Here is a 19441-nt window from a genome sequence, read left to right as displayed (position 1 = left end):
GAAATGGTCCCCAGGGTCAGGATCGCCGGTTCCTTGCGGCAATCCTGACCCGGAGGGCGGGTTTTGTCCTCAATCGCCCTTCACGTTGACGATCTGGCGCAGCGTGTGCCGGATCCTGACCATCTGGACGGCGTCGGCCATCACCACATCGATGTCCTTGTACGCGGCGGGGATCTCGTCGATGAACGCATCGGTGTCGCGGTACTCAATTCCCGACATGGCGGTCCGGAGCTGGGCGTGCGTGAACGTTTTCCGCGCCGCGGACCGGCTGTATTCCCGGCCCGCACCGTGCGGCGCCGAGTTCAGCGACGGCGCAAAGCCCAGCCCCTCCACGACGTAGGAGGCGGTTCCCATCGACCCCGGAATCAGGCCGGCCTTACCGACGGATGCCTCGATGGCACCCTTCCGGCTCAGCCACACGTCCTTGCCGTAGTGGTGCTCCCGGGCGGTGTAGTTGTGGTGGCAGTTGATCCGCTCCTGCTCCCGCACCGCGTCACCCGTCCAGGCAGCAAAGCAGGCCACCACGCGGTCCATCATTTCCTCGCGGTTGAGGAGAGCGAAGTTCTGGGCCCACCGCAGCTGGTCAATGTACTCCTGGAACTCCGGATCACCCTCCACCAGGTACGCGAGGTCGTCGTGGGGGAGCTTGATGTACCTTTTCCGGCACTGCTCAAGGGCAACCCGGATGTGGTGCTGGGCGATCTTGTTCCCCACGCCGCGTGAGCCGCTGTGCAGGAACAGCCAGACATCGTCGTTCTCGTCCACACTCACCTCGATAAAGTGATTCCCCGACCCGAGGGTACCCAGCTGCAAGGCCCACTTCTTCACGTAGCTGGCCGGATCAAACCCCGCCCTGTCCGCCTCGTCGCTGAGCTGGGCAATCCGCGGCGCGGCGGTCGCCACGATGGAGGTGTTGTTGTTGCCGGCGGACAGCGGGATGCTGCGCTCGATGGCCTGGCGTAGTGTCCTGCGGTCCAGCGTCCTAAGGTCTCCGTGGGTGAACTGGGTCCGGACGGCGATCATGCCGCAGCCGATGTCCACGCCGACGGCGGCAGGGATGATGGCTCCGATGGTTGGGATCACTGAACCGACCGCCGCGCCGAGGCCGAGGTGCGCATCCGGCATGCTGGCCAGGTGCGGATAGATGAACGGCATGCCGGAGGTCATGAGGTTCTGCTCGCGGGTCTTCGAGTCGAGGACGCTCGCGAAGTTGATGTAGGTCTTGCTCACCTTTTCCATGATTGGAGGGTAACACTAGTGATTGGGATATCCCAATCACTAGTGTTACCGGGTAGAGGAGGTCAGGAGGCCTCAACGCTTCGGAGCCAGCGGTCGAGATCCCGCGGGCGGGTGAAGCGGAGCACCGGCACGCAGTCGTCCTCGATGAGACGCCGGATACGTGCCCGTTTCCGCGGGAAGCTCTTGAAGTGCCAGGCAAGGATGGAATCGCGTGAGATCGCCTTGCGCGCCGATTCCCGGTTTCCGTTGCAGACCACTTCCTGGCGCACCACCCGCCGCATGGTCCGCCGCACCAGCCGGGACAGTGATACCCACCGGGGATAGTCCAGGGCCACCACCAACTCCGTCCGGGGCAGCACCTGGTCCGCCCACTTGGCGTAGACGGTATCGAAAACCCAGCGCTCGCCTGACGCGAGGGTTGCCGCGAGGCGGGCCTGCTCGGTCGGGTCCCGCTCCGTCCAGGCTGGGAGCCAGCCGATCTGGTCGTCAGCCGACACCTCCGGGAGGCCGGTTGCACTCGCGTAACGGCGTGCGGCGGTGGTCTTCCCCGATCCGGTGACGCCATAGAAGAGCACCCGCTGCGGGGTATCCGGCGGAGTTCCAGTGGTCATCGGTTCATCCTGCCACAGGCGGTTTCTGGCTCCCATCCTGGTTGCGCACCGACGCGGTACCTAGGGAAGATCGAGAAATCTCATCATCTTGACTCACATAGTGAGTTCGTGCTCATAATGTAGGCATGTGACGTAGCTTACGGCGTCATCATGAATCCAATGGAGGATCACTCATGGCAGATTGGCAATTACTCAGCATCACCGCGGCGGTGATCATCGGAATCGTCGTGATGATCCTTCGTCTTCGCATCAATCCCGCACTGTCCCTCGTCATCGGCGCGATTGTGCTGGGGCTTGCGACGGGATTGGGTGCGGCAGCCACTACCGAGACGGTGATGACCGGTTTTGGGGACATCATGATGGAAGTGGGCCTTCTGATCGGTTGGGGTGTGCTGATGGGGGCGATCCTGAACGAGATGGGCGCCATCGCGAAGCTCGTCGACAAACTGCTCCACGTCTTTGGCCCCAAGGGGGTGCCCTACGCGCTTGGGCTGACCATCGGCACCATGTTGCAGTCCATCTTCCTTGATGTTCTCCTGGTGATGAGCGCCCCGCTGGCCCGCAGAATCGCACCCAAGCTCGGGAAATTCGGCACCGCCAAAATGTCGACAGCCCTGGCGATCAGCCTGGAGTGTGGCATCGTCCTGATGGTTCCCGGCGTCGCCGCTGTGGCACTCGCAGGGCTGCTCCAGGTGCCGCTGGGTGAAATGCTGATCTTTGGTCTGCTGGTCATCATTCCCACCATCATCGTTTCGATCATGATCATGAACTTCCTTATCCACCGGGGACTGTGGAACACCGAAACGGATGAGGAGCCGCCACTGGAAGAATCACACCTGCAGGAATCGGCGTCATCCGGGGAGGCTTCTGAGAGCGCGTCTGGGAGGCCGGCGGATACCCACGGGATCGTCCGAAGCGCCGGAGCAGGAAGGTCATCGACGTCGAGCCGGGTGGGGCTCTTGCCGCACGATGTACGCACGGCGGGGACCAGGGGAGCCAAAGAGCCCGGCCTGCTGCTGATGTTCGCTCCCATGCTGTTGTCGCTGGTCCTGATCGCTTCCGGTGCCCTGCTGAACATGACCGGCTACACCCCCGAGTTCATGGTGTTGCTGTCGACGCCCGTGGTCGCGTTGCTGATTGGTCTGCTGGGAACCAGTCTCGTTGCGCGCCTCACAATAGGCACCAAGCGGGTAGAGGCCGCGGTTGCCAACGGTTTCAAAGAGTCCGGTCAGATCCTGGTTTTGACGGGCGCCGGCGGGTCACTGGCTGCGATGGTCGCTACCAGCGGAATGGGCGAGATCCTCGGCGACTACTTTGCAGCCTCAACCGTTGCACCACTTTTGGTGGTCTGGGGCATCGCAGCCGTTCTACACATTGCTGTCGGGTCAGTCTCAATCTCAGCCATCACCGCCGCAGGGTTGCTCGCGCCGGTCGCTCCGGCGCTCGGGCTCAACCCCGTACTGCTTGCCCTGGCCGCGGGTGCCGGGTCCCTGTTCGCTGTCCATGTCACGTCGAACACGTTCTGGCTGTTGCAGTCGATGCTTGGCCAGACGACCCGTGGGACGCTTAAAAGCTGCACCCTGGGAGTCTCCGTGGCGTCAATTGTGGCTCTTGGTTTTGTCCTCGTGCTGAGCATCTTCATCTAGGAAGGAACAACTGATGATGACAAACGAACCTGCTGTCGCCCCGTTGAAGGGCGTCCGTGTGCTGGAACTCGGTAACTACATTGCTGCCCCGACGGCGGGACGGATGCTGGCCGACTTCGGTGCCGAAGTGATCAAGGTCGAGCGCCCCCGCACCGGAGATGAGCTCAGGAACTGGCGGCTCTACGCAGGTGATACCTCGATGCTTTACCGGACCATCAACCGCAACAAGCGATCCGTCGTGCTCGATCTACGCACTGACGAAGGTCGCGACCTGGTGCTGGAACTGGCTGCGGTGTCAGACATTGTGCTGGAGAACTTCAGGCCCGGAACGATGGAAAAGTGGGGGCTTGGCCCCGATGTGCTCAACGAAGCCAACCCTGACCTGATCCTGACCCGTATCTCGGCATTCGGCCAGACGGGCCCCATGGCTTCGCGGCCAGGTTTTGCGGCGGTCGCCGAGGCCTTTGGCGGTTTCCGCGACCTGGTCGGTGACCCGGACCGTCCGCCGGTTCGGGTTGGCGTATCCATTGGTGACACGATCGCCGGACTCTACGCAGCTTTCGGTTCGGTCATGTCACTCTTCGAACGCGAGACGAAGCGTGGCAAAACACCAATACCGTTGAGCCAACGGATGATGGACGTCGCCCTGAACGAGGCGATGCTTTCGGTCACCGAGTCGCTGATTCCCGATCATTCAGCGTTTGGCATCAGGCGTGAGCGGACCGGCGGTCGAATGGAGGGGATCGCACCGTCGAACGCCTATCTCTGTCTCGACGGCAGCATTGTCGTCGCTGGCAATGGCGACGGAATCTTCAAGCGCTACATGGAGGTCATTGGTCGGCCCGACCTGGGGGTGGACCCCGGGTTGCAAACGAATGCCGAACGGTGGGAACGACGCGACGAACTTGATGATGCAATCGGTGAATGGGCAAAGTACCTGACCACGAGCACGGCTCTGGACGCTCTCGACGCGGCAGGCGTTCCTGCCGGACCTATCTATACCGCCGCGGACATTGTTGTCGACGATCAGTACGCAGCACGGAATATGATTCAACGGTTCGACGTATCGACCGGGGCCGAAACCATCAGCGACGTCGCTTTCCCCGGGATAATCCCGGTGATCGGCGGTAAATCCCTACCGATCAGAAACCTCGGCCCGGACCTTGGCGCAGACTCGAAAGACGTCTTCGAGAAGGTGTTGGGGAAGACACCCGAGCAGGCCGACCTGCTGATAGCCAAAATGGAGTTGGAATCTGTATGAACACCACCACGAAAGATTTCGTCCTGAGGGACGTCACGCTGCGGGACGGGCTCCAGCTCACCGGAGGCTTGCTCTCCACCGAGCGAAAAGTCTCGATCGTCAGGTCCCTGCTCAAGGCAGGAGTGCCGGCCATCGAGATCGGCTCGATGGCACGCCCTGACCTCGTACCACCGATGGCCAACACCCTTGAGCTGATCGAAAACCTGACCCCTGAGGAACTCAAGAAGTGCTGGATTTGGGTGGCGACCCCCCGTCATGTTCAGAAAGCGGCAGCCGCTGGTGCGGTAAACATGCAGTACTGCCTCAGCGTGTCCGACGCTCATAACCAGGCAAATATCGGGCGTTCCACCGAAGCGTCAATGGAGGCACTGCCCCAGGCGCTGGAGTACGCCCGCGAGGCGGGTGCAGCTCTCCAATTGTGTTTGGCAACGTCGTTCACCTGCCCGTTCGAAGGGGACATCGACCCAGAACGCGTGTTGAGACTTGTGGAGGATCCTCGGGGCACCGGTACCAGCGACATAGTCATCTGCGATACGTTGGGGCACGCGGTACCGGATCAAGTGCATGGCCTGATCAGCAGGGTTGGGGCGGCAGCAGCTGGGCGTGATGTGGTGTTCCATGGGCACGATACCTGGGGGATGGGCGTTGCGAATGCGGTTGCCGCACTGGATGCCGGTGCCACGACTATTGATGGAGCGCTCGGCGGACTGGGAGGGTGCCCTTTCGCCCCTGGGGCTTCGGGAAATACCTCGACCGAGGATCTCCTCTTCGGGCTGCGGCCCAGCTGGCTCAACCCTCGGAACTTCGCCGATCTGGTGCGGCTGGGCGAAGGGATCACCACCGAACTCAACGAGGAGAACAGGTCGAAGTCCGCGATGGGAGCCCGGTCGAAGGCTGGTGCCTTCCAGTGGGTTATGCCGAGCTGATCCCCATGCTCCCGGGGTGGGTGTTTGACGACGGCAGGCGCCCACCAATCATCCGGGTGATTCGCTCGGCACCCTCAAGCAGATCGTCCACCCACCCAACGCAGACTTCGGCAGGCATCCGGAGCGTCGGACCCATGATGGTGAGCGCACCCACCAGGTCGGCCTGGGGATTGAATACCGGGGCGGATAACCCGCTGGCGCCGGATTCTCGTTCCCCTGTGGTTACGGCGTAGCCGTCGGCCCGTGTTTGTTTGATTGCCTGTCGCAGGGAGTCGGTATCAGTGATGGTGCTGTCAGTGAGCTGATCCAGGCGGGCAGCGAGGATGCGGTCAGCCAGGTCCTGGTCCCAGGCGAGCAGCACTCTACCAGCGGAACCGGCGTGCAGGGGAAGAATCCGGCCCACCGCCATGTCGCGGCGCAACATGTGGCGGGTTTCAGCCATGGCGACACACACCCTGTACCCCATGGAGTGTTGAAAGAAGCAGACAGTCTCTCCCACTCTGTCGCGCAGATCCTGAAGCACCGGTTTGATGATCTCGATGACCTCCACCCCATGGGTCGCCGGTGCAGCCCAGTACGGCATTTTCACGCCCACCCGGTATCGGTCATCAACCCGGTCGATGAAGCCGTGGGCCACGAGATTCCCTACGAGGCGCTGAACCGTCGAGGTGGGCAGTCCGGTTGACTCACGAATCTGTGCCAGTGTCAGTTCAGGGCGCACCAGCGAAAACGAGTCCAGGATGTCGCTGATTTTCGCCAGCACCAGAAGCGGCTGAGGTCCCTGCATGTTCTCGGCTGCCATCCTTCGAGTCTATTCGACTGTCCTGCGCAGCCACCCACCCGTGCCTCCTGCCCCTCGACTCGAAGAGATGCTGGCCATCGAGGCCGGGTTTGCCCCCGGATGACAGACTTAAGCCGTGGCTCATCTAGACGTATCCAACATCGATTACTTCCTGTCCGACGGCCGGCAGTTGCTGAACGCTGTCAGTTTCAAGGTCGGTGAGGGGCACAAGACGGCGCTGATCGGGCCAAACGGTACCGGCAAAACTACCCTGCTGCGCATCATTGCCGGGGATGTCACCGCCGACGAGGGTGCCGTCACCCGCTCCGGCAATATGGGCATCATGCGTCAGTTCGTCGGCCAGGTGAGGGACGAGACCACGGTCCGGGATCTCCTGATCTCCGCTGCCCCGCCGGCGCTCGCCAAGGCTGCCAAGGCCGTCGACGACGCCGAGCTCGCCATGATGGAGAACGACGACGAACCCACCCAGATGCGGTACGCACACGCCATCACTGAATGGGGTGATGCTGGTGGTTACGAGCTGGAGACCACGTGGGATGAAGTGACGATGGCCGCGCTCGGCGTGCCCTACGCACGGGCGCAGTACCGGGCGTCGTCGTCGTTGTCTGGCGGCGAGCAGAAACGGCTGGTCCTGGAGGCCCTTTTCTCCGGACCGGACGAACTGCTGCTCCTCGACGAACCCGACAACTACCTCGACGTCCCCGGCAAACGCTGGTTGGAAGCGAAGCTGAACGAGTCGAAGAAGTCGGTATTGTTCGTCAGCCACGACCGGGAACTGCTGGCCAACGCCGCCACCCGCATCATCACCCTTGAACCGGGAGCCCTCGGCGCATCCAGCTGGATCCACGGCGGCGGCTTCGAAACCTACCTGCAGGCCCGCACCGACCGGAACCTCAGGTTCGAGGAACTCCGCCGCCGGTGGGACGAGGAGCACCTGAAGCTCAAGGAACTCGTCAACATGTACAAGAACAAGGCGGCGTTCCGTTCCGACATGGCCAACCGGTACCACGCAGCCCAGACCCGGTTAGCGAAGTTCCTTGAGGCAGGTCCGCCGGAAGCGATCCCCATTGAGCAGAACGTCTCCATGCGGCTCAAGGGCGGTCGGACCGCGAAGCGTGCAGTGGTCGCCCAGAAGCTGGAGCTGACCGGGCTGATGAAGCCGTTCAGCACCGAGATCTGGTTCGGTGACCGGGTGGGAGTGCTCGGCTCCAATGGCTCAGGCAAGTCCCACTTCCTGCGCCTCCTGGCCAGCGGTGGCACCGATCCGGAGAAGGAACACGAGCCGGTGTCCGAGGTCAGCATCGCGCCCGTGCCGCACGAGGGAACCGTGAAACTCGGCGCCAGGATCAGGCCCGGCTTCTTCGCCCAGACCCACGTCCGCCCCGACCTGCTAGGCCGCACCCTCCTGGACATCCTGCACCGCGGTGACGACCACCGCTCCGGCCTGCCGCGGGAAGCGGCCTCCGGGGTCCTTGACAGGTACGGTCTGGCCGGCCAGGCAGAGCAGGTGTATGACTCCCTCTCGGGAGGTCAGCAGGCGCGGTTGCAGATCCTGCTGCTGGAACTGTCAGGTGCCACCCTGCTGCTGCTGGACGAGCCCACCGACAACCTCGACCTGCACTCTGCCGAGGCACTCGAGAAGGCGATCGACGCCTTCGAGGGCACCGTGCTGGCAGTCACCCACGACCGGTGGTTCGCCCGCAGTTTCGACCGGTTCATGGTTTTCGGTTCCGATGGCAAGGTGTACGAGACCGAGGAGCCGGTCTGGGATGAGGGCCGTGTCCAGCGGGAGCGCTAGGCACCCTCCGGTAGGGCGTGTAGACCGCCCCCGATAATTGCGCATACGGTTTATAGGTGCAAACCAATGTGAGACCAGCAATGTGGGCTACGTTCGCCGTTTTCGGCCTGAACGGGCTGGTCTTTGCCAGTTGGGCGGCCCGCATCCCTGCCGCATCCTCAACCCTCGGCCTCAGCGATGGCCAAACCGGTTCCCTCCTGCTGGCCGCGGCCGCCGGGTCGGTGCTCGCGCTGCCGCTGGCCGGAAGCATCGCCGGTCGCGTGGGGGTAGCGAACACGGTCCGGATCGGCGGGGTCGCGTCGGCAATCGCCGCTGTGACCATCGCCGGCGGATTGACGACGACGTCGGTCCCGCTCACCGCGCTCGGACTGTTCCTGTTCGGCGTCGGCGTGGCCCTGTGGGACGTCGCCCAGAACATTGAGGGAGCCGACGTCGAACACCGCCTCCGCCGCACCATCATGCCCAAGTTCCATGCAGCGTTCAGCGCTGGAGCGTTCGCGGGTGCGATGGTCGGTGCTGGCCTGTCGGCACTCGGCGTCGACCTGTCCTACCACCTTCTGGGCGTTGCCGCCGTCGTCATCCTGGTGTCCCTCTGGGTGCCCCGCTATTTCCTGCCGGAGATTTCGCACGCCGATGCGCATCCCGGCACTGCGCAACCGGGTCGGTTCGCCGCCTGGTTGGAGCCGCGGACACTGCTCATCGGCCTCGTGGTCCTGGGCGCCGCTTTGACGGAGGGTGCCGCGAACGACTGGGTGGCCAAGGCCACCGTGGACGGGCTGGGGGCCACCGAGGCCACCGGGGCGGTCATGTTCGGGGTGTTCGTCGCGGCGATGACCCTGTTCCGGTTTGTCGGCGGCGGGCTGATCGACCGTTACGGCCGGGTCCGGGTGCTGCAGGTCAGCCTCGGGTCCTCCCTGGTGGGACTGCTGATCTTCGTGTTCGCCCCCTCGGTGCTCCTGGCCGGCGTGGGCGCGGTGCTCTGGGGTGCTGGGGCTGCCCTGGGCTTCCCGATGGGAATGTCCGCCGCGGCTGATGAACCCCGCCATGCAGCGGCCCGGGTGTCAGTGGTTTCCACCATCGGGTACATGGCGTTCCTGGCCGGCCCACCCCTGCTTGGGTTCCTCGGTGACCAGGTCGGAATCCGCAATGCCCTGCTGGTGGTGGGAGTAGCGGTGCTCGCCTCATTCCTGGTGGCCCCGGCCGCCGCCGAACGCCAGAACGACGCCGATCAGGCGGCCACCCCCGTTCCCTGACAGCTGTTATTGATCACCGCATTCCCGCTGCTTTCTGGGCGTTATGGAAACCCCTCGCTCCCCCGATTTGTATGAGGTCAAAAGCTGTCCTGAATAAGTGCTCGTCCGGGTGTCTGAACCCTAAGCTTGGACGATGACAATCATTGAGGCCAGAGGTCTGAAGAAGATCTATAAATCGAAGAGCGGACCCGTCCACGCGCTGGACGGGCTGGACCTGCTGGTGCCCCAGGGCACTGTCAAGGCGTTGCTCGGTCCCAACGGAGCGGGCAAGACCACCGTTGTGAAGGTGTTGACTACGCTGATCCAACCCACCGAGGGCACCGCTTTCGTGGATGGCATCGACGTGCTCGCCAACCCGCGGGCGGCACGCCGCATCATCGGGGCATCAGGACAGTACGCCGCTGTCGACGAGAACCTGACCGGGTTCGAGAACCTCGAAATGGTGGGCCGTCTGTACCACCTGGGCGCCAAGACAGCGAGGCGTCGCGCCCAGGAACTCATCGACCAGTTCGAGCTCACCGAAGCCGGAAACCGCCCCGTGAAGGGGTTCTCCGGCGGTATGCGCCGCCGGATCGACCTGGCCGGGGCGCTGGTGATCAACCCGAAAATCCTCTTCCTGGATGAGCCCACCACCGGACTCGACCCCCGAAGCCGGTTGGCGCTGTGGGAGATCATCAAGAACCTGGTCAGCGACGGGACCACGTTGCTCCTGACCACCCAGTATCTGGAGGAGGCCGACCACCTGGCCGACGACATTGCCGTGATCGACGGCGGAAAGGTCATCGCTGAGGGCACGTCCGATCAGCTGAAGGCCCGGATTGGAGGGCACCGCGTGGTGGTGGCGCTGGTTGACGAGGCCGACGCCGGCGCTGCCAGTGAAATCCTCGCCCGCCACGGTGAAGGCGAAGCCCGGGTTTCCGATGATCGGCGCAGCGTTGAAGTGGCCGTCACCGAAGGGCCGCGTGCACTGCAGTACATCCTGGCGGATCTTGGGCAGGCGGGTGTGGGGCTGCACGACGCCGGCATGCGTCGGCCCACCCTTGACGACGTGTTCCTCAAACTGACGGGTCACACGGCTGAGAACGAGCAGGACGCCGAGAATTCCGAGATGGAGAAAGCCAAATGAGTGTCCTCACCAAGCAGACCACCTATGAGAGCGTCGGTACGCCGGCGGGACAGCTGCTCTCCGACGGGTGGATCGCCACCCGCCGCAACCTGATCAAGATCAAGCGGGTACCGGAGATCCTGGTCTTCACCATCCTGCAGCCGATCATGTTCGTGTTGCTGTTCAGCCAGGTCTACGGCGGAGCGATGAACGTCTCCGACTACACCAACTTCCTGATGGCTGGCATCTTCGCGCAGACGGTCATTTTCGGCTCCACTTTCTCCGGCGCCGCGATGGCACAGGACCTCAAGGACGGCATCATTGACCGGTTCCGCACCCTGCCGATGAGCCCGGCTGCGGTGCTGATCGGCCGCACTAACGGTGACCTCGTCATCAACAGCATCTCGATGCTGATCATGATGGGCACCGGCTGGATTGTGGGCTGGCGGGTCACCACCTCGGTGTGGGGTTTCCTGGGTGGTGTCGCGATCCTGCTGCTGTTCAGCTACTCGTTCAGCTGGGTGATGGCTTTGCTCGGAATGAGCGTCAGGAGCCCCGAGGTCATCAACAACGCGTCCTTCATGATCCTGTTCCCCCTCACCTTCATCTCGAACGCGTTCGTCCCGATCCACACCATGCCCGAGGTGCTCAAGAACATCGCGGAGTGGAACCCGGTCTCCGCTCTGGTCGAGTCGGCCCGGCAGCTGTTCGGGAACACCAACCCGGACTTCCCGGAGCCCACCGCGTGGACCCTGCAGAATCCGTTCATCACGATCCTCATCGGTATCGTCCTGATGCTGCTGATCTTTGTGCCGCTGTGCATCAGGAAGTTTGAGTCCATCAGCTCGCGCTAACGGAGCCCTTGACGGCAGTATCCCGCCGGTCTACCTTGAATTCATCAGGTGATGAATTCAAGGTAGGGAGCTGCCATGTCACCGCAACCTGCCCGCTCGCGGTCCGCGATCGAAGTATCGGCGCTCACCGTCCGACGGTCCAAACAGAATGTCCTCGAAGACGTTCACTTCAGCGTTCCCCGGGCCCGGATTACCGGGCTATTGGGTCCGTCAGGAAGTGGGAAGACCACCCTCTTGCGGACGATCGTCGGTGTCCAGCGGATTACCTACGGCACGGTGTCCGTCCTGGACAGGCCTGCCGGGGATCCAGCATTGCGCCGCGAGGTCGGCTATATGACGCAGGCCCCCAGCGTTTACGCGGATCTCACGGTCGAAGCCAATGTGCGGTATTTCGGCGCGATGCACGGCCGACGCCGTGCGGATACCGTCGACGCACTGAGCGCCGTCGGGCTGACCGAGCTTGCCCACAGGAAGGCTGCCGACTTGTCCGGCGGTCAGTTCAGCAGGGTGTCTCTGGCGTGCGCCCTGGTCGCAGCACCCCGGCTGTTGGTCCTCGACGAACCGACCGTTGGACTGGACCCGGTGCTGCGGGTCGATCTGTGGCAGCGCTTTAAGGACCTGACAACCCACGGCACCACACTGTTGGTCTCCAGCCATTCGATGGAGGAAGCGGGGCGCTGCGACTTTCTTGCGCTCCTCAGGGAAGGGCGGATGCTGGCGCATCTCACTCCCGCGGAACTTCGCCAGCAGACGGGCACTGATGACCTCGAGGCCGCTTTCCTGAGCCTGATCCGCGACTCTGAGGCCGCACCTGCCGAGGGGAAACGGCCATGAACCTGCGAAGCTTGGCCGCCACCGCACTGAGGGTGCTCCGGCAGTTGCGCCACGACCCACGGAGCATCGGGTTGATCCTGGTGGTCCCGGCCCTCCTTCTGGCACTGGTCTACTTTCTCTTCGAGAACGAGACGGTACCGCCGGGAGCACCCCGTACCTTCGACCGGGTGGGTCTGATGATGCTGGCCATTTTCCCGTTCGTTGTGATGTTCCTCGTCACCTCCATCACCATGCTCAGGGAGCGCACGTCAGGGACCCTGGAGCGGCTGCTGACCACCCCCATGCACAAGGCCGATCTGCTCTTCGGCTATGCCCTGGCTTTCTCACTGATGGCCGCCCTCCAGGCGGTGGTTGCCTCCGGTGTTGCCTATTACGTGTTCAAACTCGACATTGCGGGCAGCCCGGGACTTGTTGTGCTGGTCGCCGTCGTCAACGCGGTCCTGGGGGTGGCGCTCGGTCTGCTCTGCTCGGCCTTCGCCCGCACCGAGTTCCAGGCCGTCCAGTTCATGCCGGTGGTAGTGGTGCCCCAGATTCTGCTGTGCGGACTGTTCGTGGCCAGGGACAGGATGAACGAGGTACTGGAGGCGGTGTCGAACGTCTTGCCACTGACCTTTTCCGTCGACGCGTTGCTGGAAGTCGCGGGCAACGTCGACGCGACGGATGCCATGTGGAATGACGTGGCGGTCCTGTCCCTGATCGTAGTGGCAGTGCTGACCCTCGCCTCGCTGACCCTGCGTCGTAGCTCAGCATGAGTCAGGGGGTCCGGCGGGGGCGGCGAAGCGGAACTTCCGACACCCGCGGACACATCGTGTCCGCTGCCCGCAACCTGTTCGCCTTACACGGGTACGACGGCGTGAGTCTGCGGCACATCGCGCGCGCTGCCAGCGTCGATGCTGCACTGGTGCATCACTATTTCGATGGGAAGGACGACCTGTTTGCCGCCTGTATTGATCTACCAGCGGACCCCGCTGAGGTGCTCGCCAACGTTGTAAGCGCGGCACCGGAGGATCGAGCTGAAGTGCTGATCCTTACTCTGCTGAACCTGTGGGAGTCGCCAGCCCAGGCAGCACTGCTGGCGCTGGTCCGTGGTGCGGTGGGCTCACACACCCAGGCCGCGCTTGTCCGGGAGGTTCTTCGGCGCCGGATCCTCAACCTTGTGGCTGCCGGACTTGACGACGCCGACGTACGAGGCGCGCTCGCGGCAAGCCAACTCATCGGTCTGATGATGGCGCGGTACGTCATCAAGCTTGACCCCCTCGCCTCGGCAACCCACGAAGAGGTAGTCCGGCTGGTTGAACCCACCATCAAGCGGTACCTGACCGGGGTGTTGTAGGGGCGCGGGTCTCATCCAAAAGGTGTACCCGACGGAATCAAACATCATCCCAAGGGGCGGCGAGCCCGGACGCCAACCTCCGTAGGCTTGAAGCAAGCCCAGTATTGACCGGGCACCCGCAGCAATATTAAGGACGCAGCCATGATTGAGGCACACGGCCTGGCGAAGCGCTATGGCTCCAAGACAGCAGTGGACAACGTTTCGTTCACCGTCCACCCCGGCAAGGTGACCGGGTTCCTCGGCCCCAACGGTGCCGGGAAGTCCACCACGATGCGCATGATCGTTGGGCTGGACAACCCCACGGACGGCAACGTCACCGTCAACGGCCGGCGCTACGCCGAACACCGCGCGCCGCTGCGCGAAGTGGGAGCCCTCCTCGACGCGAAAGCCGTCCACACCAAGCGCAGCGCCTACAACCACCTCCGGGCCATGGCCGCGACGCACGGCATCCCCAACAGCAGGGTCAAAGAGGTAATCGAAATGACCGGGCTCGGTCCGGTCGCGAAGAAGCGTGTCGGTGGTTTCTCCCTCGGCATGGGGCAGCGCCTCGGCATTGCCTGCGCCCTCCTGGGTGACCCCCACACCGTGATCCTCGATGAGCCGGTCAACGGCCTGGACCCCGAGGGTGTGCAGTGGGTTCGCCATCTCGCGAAGGGCCTCGCCTCCGAGGGCAGGACGGTCTTCCTGTCCTCCCACCTGATGTCGGAAATGGCGCTGACCGCCGACCATCTGATCGTGATCGGGCGTGGCCGCATCATCGCCGACGCGCCCATCGAACAGATCCTCTCGGACCAGGGACAGGCCCGCACCCGGGTCCGCACCGACAACCCGGCCGAACTGATCCGTGCCCTGGCCGGCGACGGTGTCACCTCGCAGCAACTGGAACCTGAACTGCTCGAAGTCACCGGTGCTGATTCCCACCGCATCGCCCGGGCCGCCCTGGAGAACCAGGTGCTGGTCTACGAACTCACCCCTTTGCAGGCCTCCCTCGAAGAGGCCTACATGCAGCTCACCAGCGACGAAGTCGAGTACCACTCGCATGATCTCCCGCAGGCAGCCCAGGCTGCCACCGTTGGGGAAGGAAAGTAGCCATGTCCCACGCAGCAGTCGCAACCCCCACCCGCTCTACCACCAGTGGGACGGGTGTGAATTTCGCCCGGACACTGAAGTCGGAATGGATCAAGTTGGTCACCGTTCCCTCAACCGTGGTGATGCTGACCATCACCGTGGTGGTGATGATCGGCCTGGCGGCACTGTTCGCCTGGCAGACGACAGTTTTGCTTGATCTCCAGGGGGACCCGGAGATGGCAGCCCAGATGCAGGGCGCGCCGGACGCAACCTCAATCACCAACACCATCCCCGGATCCGGGCTGATCTTCGGGCAGCTCCTGATCGGTTCGCTGGCCGTGGTGCTGATCGCGTCCGAGTGGGGCACCGGCATGATTCGTTCCACCATGGTGGCCGTACCGAAGCGCATCCCGGCGTTATTGGCCAAGCAGGTCGTGTTCGCGGTGGTCGCGTTCATCGTCGGTGCCGGTTCGGCATTCGTGAGCTACCTCATCGCCCAGCCGATCCTGTCACCGTCAGAGCTGGAGTTCGGCCTCGGCGATGAGGGAGTGCTGCTGCACATCGTCAACACCGGTTCGGTGCTTGCCCTTATGGCCATCATCGCGATGTCCATCGGCACGTTGCTGCGCAACACCGCGGGCGGTGTGGTCACTACCATTGGCCTGTTGCTCATCCTGCCCATCCTGGTAGCGACCCTTCTGGCGGGAATTGCCGACTGGATTCCCGACGCCGCACGCTTTCTTCCCAGCAGCGCCGGCGAGCAGATGGTGGCGATCACCATTGCCGACGGAGCCCTGAATCAGTGGCAGGGCGCACTCGTCCTCGGCGCCTGGGCCCTGGTGCTGCTGGTGGTTTCCCTGGTGGTTACCAAGAAGCGGGACGTCTAGCCAGCCGGTCCTGACCGGCCCGATAAGCTCACTCCATGAGTGAAAAAGCCTTGGTGGAGGGGGCGGCGGAGCGAACGGCCGCCGCCTCCTTCACCGAGATCAACGCACGGCGCCTCGGCCCATTCAGGCGCTACTTCCGCAACCACCCGCGGGTCACCGACGCCGTGGTGGTTCTTATTTACCTGGCCTCCAGCCTGCCGCAGTCGATTGTCGCCACCATCTTGCATGATCAGTGGCTCCCTCTGCTGCCCGTCATTGCCGCAGGCGTGGTTCTCTTCTGGCGCAGGGACCGGCCCCTGCTGGTCCTGGGCATCCTGCTGGGCCTCGAATGGCTGAGCCTGTTGACCTCCGACGGCCAGGCGAGCGTGGGGATCGGGGTGTGGTTCGCGCTCTACGCGGTCGCTGTCCGCCACCCTTTTCGGATTGCCGTCGGCGCCCTGGCCGCAGCAGCGGTCCTCACCATCACCCCCCTCTGGTTCGTCGACGCCCTGTTTGTCGAGGAAGCGCCGTACCTGATCTGGATTGTGATGGGCTTTGTCCTCATGTGGTACCTCCTGGCAGTCGGGTTCGGGGTCACCATCCGCCGGGACCGCGAACACGAGACCGCCCTGCGGGACTGGGCGGTCCGCAACGCCGAGCTCGCGTCAGCCACCGAACGGAACCGGATTGCCCGGGAAATGCACGACGTCGTCGCGCACTCCCTCTCGGTGATGATTGCGCTCTCCGATGGTGCCGCCGTCGTGATGAAGCGCGACCAGGAACGCGCCCGCGAAGTCCTCGACGAACTATCGGCCAGCGGCCGGACTGCCCTCGCTGATATGCGCAGAGTGCTGGGCGTCCTGCGGGTCGGCCCCGAGGCTGCGCCCCTTGAACCCTTGCCGGCCGCAGGCTCCCTCGCCACCCTCCTCGACGGGTTCCGGGTGGCAGGGCTACCCATCCGGTTGGGGTTATCGGGGCCCGGGCTGCCCGAGAATCCGGCCTTCCAGTTGACCGTGTACCGGATCATCCAGGAATCACTGACCAATGTGCTGCGCTACGGCAAGAGCGTCACCACCGTGAACGTGGCAATTTCCCGGACTGGCACGCTGGTCAGGGTGCGGATCACCGATGATGGCCGTGGCAGCATGGGGCCCGTGGTGTCGGTGGGTACCGGACAGGGGATCACCGGGATGCAGGAGCGCGCGTCGATCTACTCCGGCACCGTAGACTGCGGGCCCGGCCCCGACGGCGGCTGGGTCGTTGACGCACGCCTGGTACTACCCGAGGACCGGGAGTCCACGAACAGGGGAGCAGACAGTGTCCGAAGCACCTGATCACACCAGCACGGACGACCAGCCCGAGACCGCCGAACCCATTCGGGTGCTGCTGGTCGATGACCAGCCGCTGCTGCGGATGGGATTCCGCCTCATCCTGGAAGGGGAGGACGGCGTCGTCATAGTCGGAGAAGCCTCCAACGGGTCGGAGGGGGTGCGGATGGCCGCAGCCCTGAAGCCCGACGTCGTGCTGATGGATGTCAGGATGCCGGTGATGGACGGAATCGAAGCGACCCGCCTGATCACGGGATCGGGATCCTGTTCCCGGATCATCATCCTGACCACCTTCGACCTCGATGAGTACGCCTTCGCCGGCCTGCAGGCAGGCGCTTCAGCGTTCCTGCTCAAGGATGTGGGCCCCGATGAGCTGGTGCATGCCGTGCGGGTAGTTGCCAGTGGGGACGCCGTGGTGGCGCCGCGGGTGACGCGCCGCCTCCTGGAGACCTATGTCCGGTCCCTGCCTCCGCACGCGGCGCGCCCGCCAGCCGACCCGCTGCTCGACGACCTGACCCCGCGGGAGCGGGAAGTGCTCGGCGCGATCGCCGAGGGGCTCTCCAATGCGGAGCTCGCCCAGAAGTTTTTCCTGTCGGAGGCCACCGTGAAGACCCATGTCCGGCGGATCTTCACCAAGCTGCACCTCCGGGACCGGGTGCAGGCGGTCGTGTACGCCTACGAGTCGGGCCTGGTGGTTCCGAGCCAGGGGCTGGACTACTAGGCCTTGGTAGGCTCAAGTCCATGACTGCCCTCCAGCACATTACTGATCTCGGCGCCTACATCGGTGCCTCCCCGTCGAGTTTTCACGCCGCGACCGAGGGCGCCGCACGGCTGGAGGCCGCAGGCTTCGTGAGGCTGGACGAAGCCGCGGCGTGGACCGCGCAGGCCGGTAAATTCCTGGTTGTGCGCGACGGCGCACTGATCGCCTGGATCACCCCGGCGGACGCCACCGCGGTCACGGGGTTCCACATTCTCGGCGCGCACACCGACTCGCCGGGATTCAAGCTCAAGCCCAAGCCCACCACGGGCCGGCATGGCTGGCTGCAGGCAGGCGTCGAAGTCTACGGCGGCCCCCTGCTCAATTCCTGGCTGGACCGGGAGTTGGCGCTCGCAGGCCGGCTGGTCACCCACGACGGCGCCGAGCACCTCGTCTCCACCCCGCCCCTGCTGCGCTTCCCTCAGCTCGCGATCCACCTGGACCGCGCGGTCAATGACGGGCTCACCCTGGACAAGCAGCAGCACATGAACCCCGTCTGGGGGGTGGGGGACCCGCGCGACGCTGACCTTCTGGAACTCCTGGCAGACACCGCTGGCATCGCCGCCGAGGACGTGGGCGGATACGACGTCGTCGTCGCCGACACCCAGCCCGGCAGTATCTTTGGTGCGGACGATGCGTTCTTCGCGGCCGGCCGGTTGGACAACCTGTCCTCTGTGCACGCCGGCCTGGTGGCGCTGATCGCTGCCGGTGCTACGGCGACCACCGGCGGGCCAATCGCCGTGCTGGCTGCCTTCGACCACGAGGAAGTGGGCAGTGCATCGCGATCCGGCGCCAGCGGCCCGTTCCTCGAGGACGTGCTGCACCGGATTTCCGGCGGGCTGGGGGCAGACGCCGAGGAGCGGCGGAGGGCGCTGGCCGCCTCGTTCTGCGTGTCGGCCGACGCCGGCCATGCGGTGCACCCGAACTACGCCGAACGCCACGACCCGGCCAATCGTCCCATCCTCGGTGGCGGGCCGCTGCTGAAGATCAACGCCAACCAGCGGTACACCACCGACGCTCCGGGCGCCGCCTACTGGGCGCGGCTGTGCCGGGACGCCGACGTGCCTTACCAGGAGTTCGTCTCGAACAACGTGATGCCATGCGGGTCCACCATTGGCCCGCTGACCGCCACCCGGTTGGGGATCCGGACCATCGACGTCGGCACGCCCCTGCTCTCGATGCATTCCGCCCGGGAACTGTGCTCACCGCTGGACCCCCACCGCCTGGCCACCGCAGCCGAACTGTTCTTCAGTTCCACCGCCTAGCAGTTATCCACACGGTTCGGCCCACCGGCGATTCTCCGGTAACATTGGTAAGTCTGTGCTGATGCCGGTGCCCGTTTTGGGACGACGCGTCAGGCAGTCCAACGCAAATAGAACCTCCTGTTACGGAAAGACCGTGACCGTTTAGCCCAGAGGAGGTGGGTTCACAAATGCGTGCATATGAATTGATGGTAATCATCGACCCCGATGTCGAGGAACGTACCGTCGAGCCTTCGCTCGAGAAGTTCCTGAATGTCGTCCGCAACGGCGGCGGCACCGTAGACAAGGTAGACCTGTGGGGACGTCGTCGCCTGGCCTACGAAATCAAGAAGAAGGCTGAAGGTTTCTACGCTGTAGTCAACTTCACCGCCACCCCGGCGATCGCTGCCGAACTTGACCGCCAGCTGAGCCTCAACGAGACGATCATGCGTACCAAGATCATCCGTCCCGAGGAGCAGAAGGTCTCAGCCGAGTAGTTTCGGCTCAGCTTCACAGATT

The 19441-nt window shown here is 64.1% G+C and carries 19 protein-coding genes; 16 read left to right on the top strand and 3 right to left on the bottom strand.

The annotated features are described in order from the left end of the window. Positions 1–69: 69 nt before the first annotated feature. Both HMI57_RS04960 and HMI57_RS04955 read right to left on the bottom strand, forming a co-directional pair. The gene (locus HMI57_RS04960; RefSeq protein ID WP_171584835.1) at positions 70–1239 is read right to left on the bottom strand and encodes an RtcB family protein; all 1170 of its coding nucleotides are present in this window, start codon (positions 1237–1239) and stop codon (positions 70–72) included. Between the two features lie 62 nt (positions 1240–1301). Beyond that, positions 1302–1850 (bottom strand): adenylate kinase, encoded by a 549-nt coding sequence (locus HMI57_RS04955; protein ID WP_171584834.1) that lies wholly within the window; start codon positions 1848–1850, stop codon positions 1302–1304. 173 nt (positions 1851–2023) lie between these two features. Between HMI57_RS04955 and HMI57_RS04950 the strand changes: the two genes are divergently transcribed. Genes HMI57_RS04950 through HMI57_RS04940 form a run of 3 tightly spaced genes read left to right on the top strand, consistent with a single transcriptional unit; the run spans position 2024 to position 5683 of the window. Further along, positions 2024–3496: an SLC13 family permease gene (locus HMI57_RS04950; RefSeq protein ID WP_171584833.1), complete on the top strand. Its 1473-nt coding sequence runs from the start codon at positions 2024–2026 to the stop codon at positions 3494–3496. Positions 3497–3512: 16 nt separating this feature from the next. Beyond that, positions 3513–4757: a CoA transferase gene (locus HMI57_RS04945; protein WP_171585023.1), complete on the top strand. Its 1245-nt coding sequence runs from the start codon at positions 3513–3515 to the stop codon at positions 4755–4757. Further along, on the top strand, positions 4754–5683 hold the full coding sequence (locus HMI57_RS04940; RefSeq protein WP_171584832.1) for a hydroxymethylglutaryl-CoA lyase: 930 nt from the start codon (positions 4754–4756) through the stop codon (positions 5681–5683). The genes HMI57_RS04945 and HMI57_RS04940 overlap by 4 nt, the downstream gene beginning before the upstream one ends. Here HMI57_RS04940 and HMI57_RS04935 read toward each other — a convergent pair. Continuing rightward, positions 5670–6485: an IclR family transcriptional regulator gene (locus HMI57_RS04935; protein ID WP_171584831.1), complete on the bottom strand. Its 816-nt coding sequence runs from the start codon at positions 6483–6485 to the stop codon at positions 5670–5672. The genes HMI57_RS04940 and HMI57_RS04935 overlap by 14 nt on opposite strands. A gap of 115 nt (positions 6486–6600) precedes the next feature. On the opposite strand from HMI57_RS04935, the gene HMI57_RS04930 reads away from it, so the two are divergent. The 13 genes from HMI57_RS04930 to rpsF all read left to right on the top strand — a co-directional run bounded on the left by HMI57_RS04930 (position 6601) and on the right by rpsF (position 19419). After that, complete coding sequence (locus HMI57_RS04930; protein ID WP_171584830.1) at positions 6601–8283, top strand: ATP-binding cassette domain-containing protein; 1683 nt, start codon at positions 6601–6603, stop codon at positions 8281–8283. 80 nt (positions 8284–8363) lie between these two features. Beyond that, the gene (locus HMI57_RS04925) at positions 8364–9536 is read left to right on the top strand and encodes an MFS transporter (RefSeq protein ID WP_171585022.1); all 1173 of its coding nucleotides are present in this window, start codon (positions 8364–8366) and stop codon (positions 9534–9536) included. A 133-nt stretch (positions 9537–9669) separates the two neighbouring features. Further along, positions 9670–10662, top strand: coding sequence for an ATP-binding cassette domain-containing protein (locus HMI57_RS04920; protein ID WP_171584829.1), 993 nt, complete (start codon positions 9670–9672; stop codon positions 10660–10662). After that, positions 10659–11495, top strand: coding sequence for an ABC transporter permease (locus HMI57_RS04915; protein WP_171584828.1), 837 nt, complete (start codon positions 10659–10661; stop codon positions 11493–11495). The genes HMI57_RS04920 and HMI57_RS04915 overlap by 4 nt, the downstream gene beginning before the upstream one ends. Positions 11496–11570: 75 nt before the next feature. Beyond that, positions 11571–12329 carry an ABC transporter ATP-binding protein gene (locus tag HMI57_RS04910; protein ID WP_171584827.1) on the top strand — a complete coding sequence of 253 codons (759 nt, stop codon included), beginning with the start codon at positions 11571–11573 and terminating at the stop codon, positions 12327–12329. Beyond that, complete coding sequence (locus tag HMI57_RS04905; protein WP_171584826.1) at positions 12326–13081, top strand: ABC transporter permease; 756 nt, start codon at positions 12326–12328, stop codon at positions 13079–13081. The genes HMI57_RS04910 and HMI57_RS04905 overlap by 4 nt, the downstream gene beginning before the upstream one ends. Beyond that, positions 13078–13662, top strand: a complete 585-nt coding sequence (locus tag HMI57_RS04900; RefSeq protein WP_171584825.1) for a TetR family transcriptional regulator — start codon at positions 13078–13080, stop codon at positions 13660–13662. Before HMI57_RS04905 ends, HMI57_RS04900 begins: the two co-directional genes overlap by 4 nt. A gap of 141 nt (positions 13663–13803) precedes the next feature. Then, positions 13804–14751 (top strand): ATP-binding cassette domain-containing protein, encoded by a 948-nt coding sequence (locus tag HMI57_RS04895; protein ID WP_171584824.1) that lies wholly within the window; start codon positions 13804–13806, stop codon positions 14749–14751. Positions 14752–14753: 2 nt separating this feature from the next. Next, positions 14754–15617: an ABC transporter permease subunit gene (locus tag HMI57_RS04890; protein ID WP_171584823.1), complete on the top strand. Its 864-nt coding sequence runs from the start codon at positions 14754–14756 to the stop codon at positions 15615–15617. Between the two features lie 35 nt (positions 15618–15652). Further along, positions 15653–16930, top strand: a complete 1278-nt coding sequence (locus HMI57_RS04885) for a sensor histidine kinase (protein ID WP_171584822.1) — start codon at positions 15653–15655, stop codon at positions 16928–16930. Next, entirely contained in the window at positions 16914–17645 is a 732-nt protein-coding gene (locus HMI57_RS04880; RefSeq protein WP_171584821.1) for a response regulator, read from the top strand. Before HMI57_RS04885 ends, HMI57_RS04880 begins: the two co-directional genes overlap by 17 nt. Positions 17646–17665: 20 nt before the next feature. Beyond that, positions 17666–18946: a M18 family aminopeptidase gene (locus tag HMI57_RS04875; RefSeq protein WP_171584820.1), complete on the top strand. Its 1281-nt coding sequence runs from the start codon at positions 17666–17668 to the stop codon at positions 18944–18946. A gap of 167 nt (positions 18947–19113) precedes the next feature. Next, on the top strand, positions 19114–19419 hold the full coding sequence (rpsF, locus tag HMI57_RS04870; RefSeq protein ID WP_019482095.1) for a 30S ribosomal protein S6: 306 nt from the start codon (positions 19114–19116) through the stop codon (positions 19417–19419). Positions 19420–19441: the final 22 nt, after the last annotated feature.

Source organism: Arthrobacter sp. 260 (assembly GCF_013116745.1).
In the GTDB taxonomy this organism is placed as follows: Bacteria; Actinomycetota; Actinomycetes; order Actinomycetales; family Micrococcaceae; genus Arthrobacter_D.
This window is presented reverse-complemented; position numbering and strand designations above follow the sequence as displayed.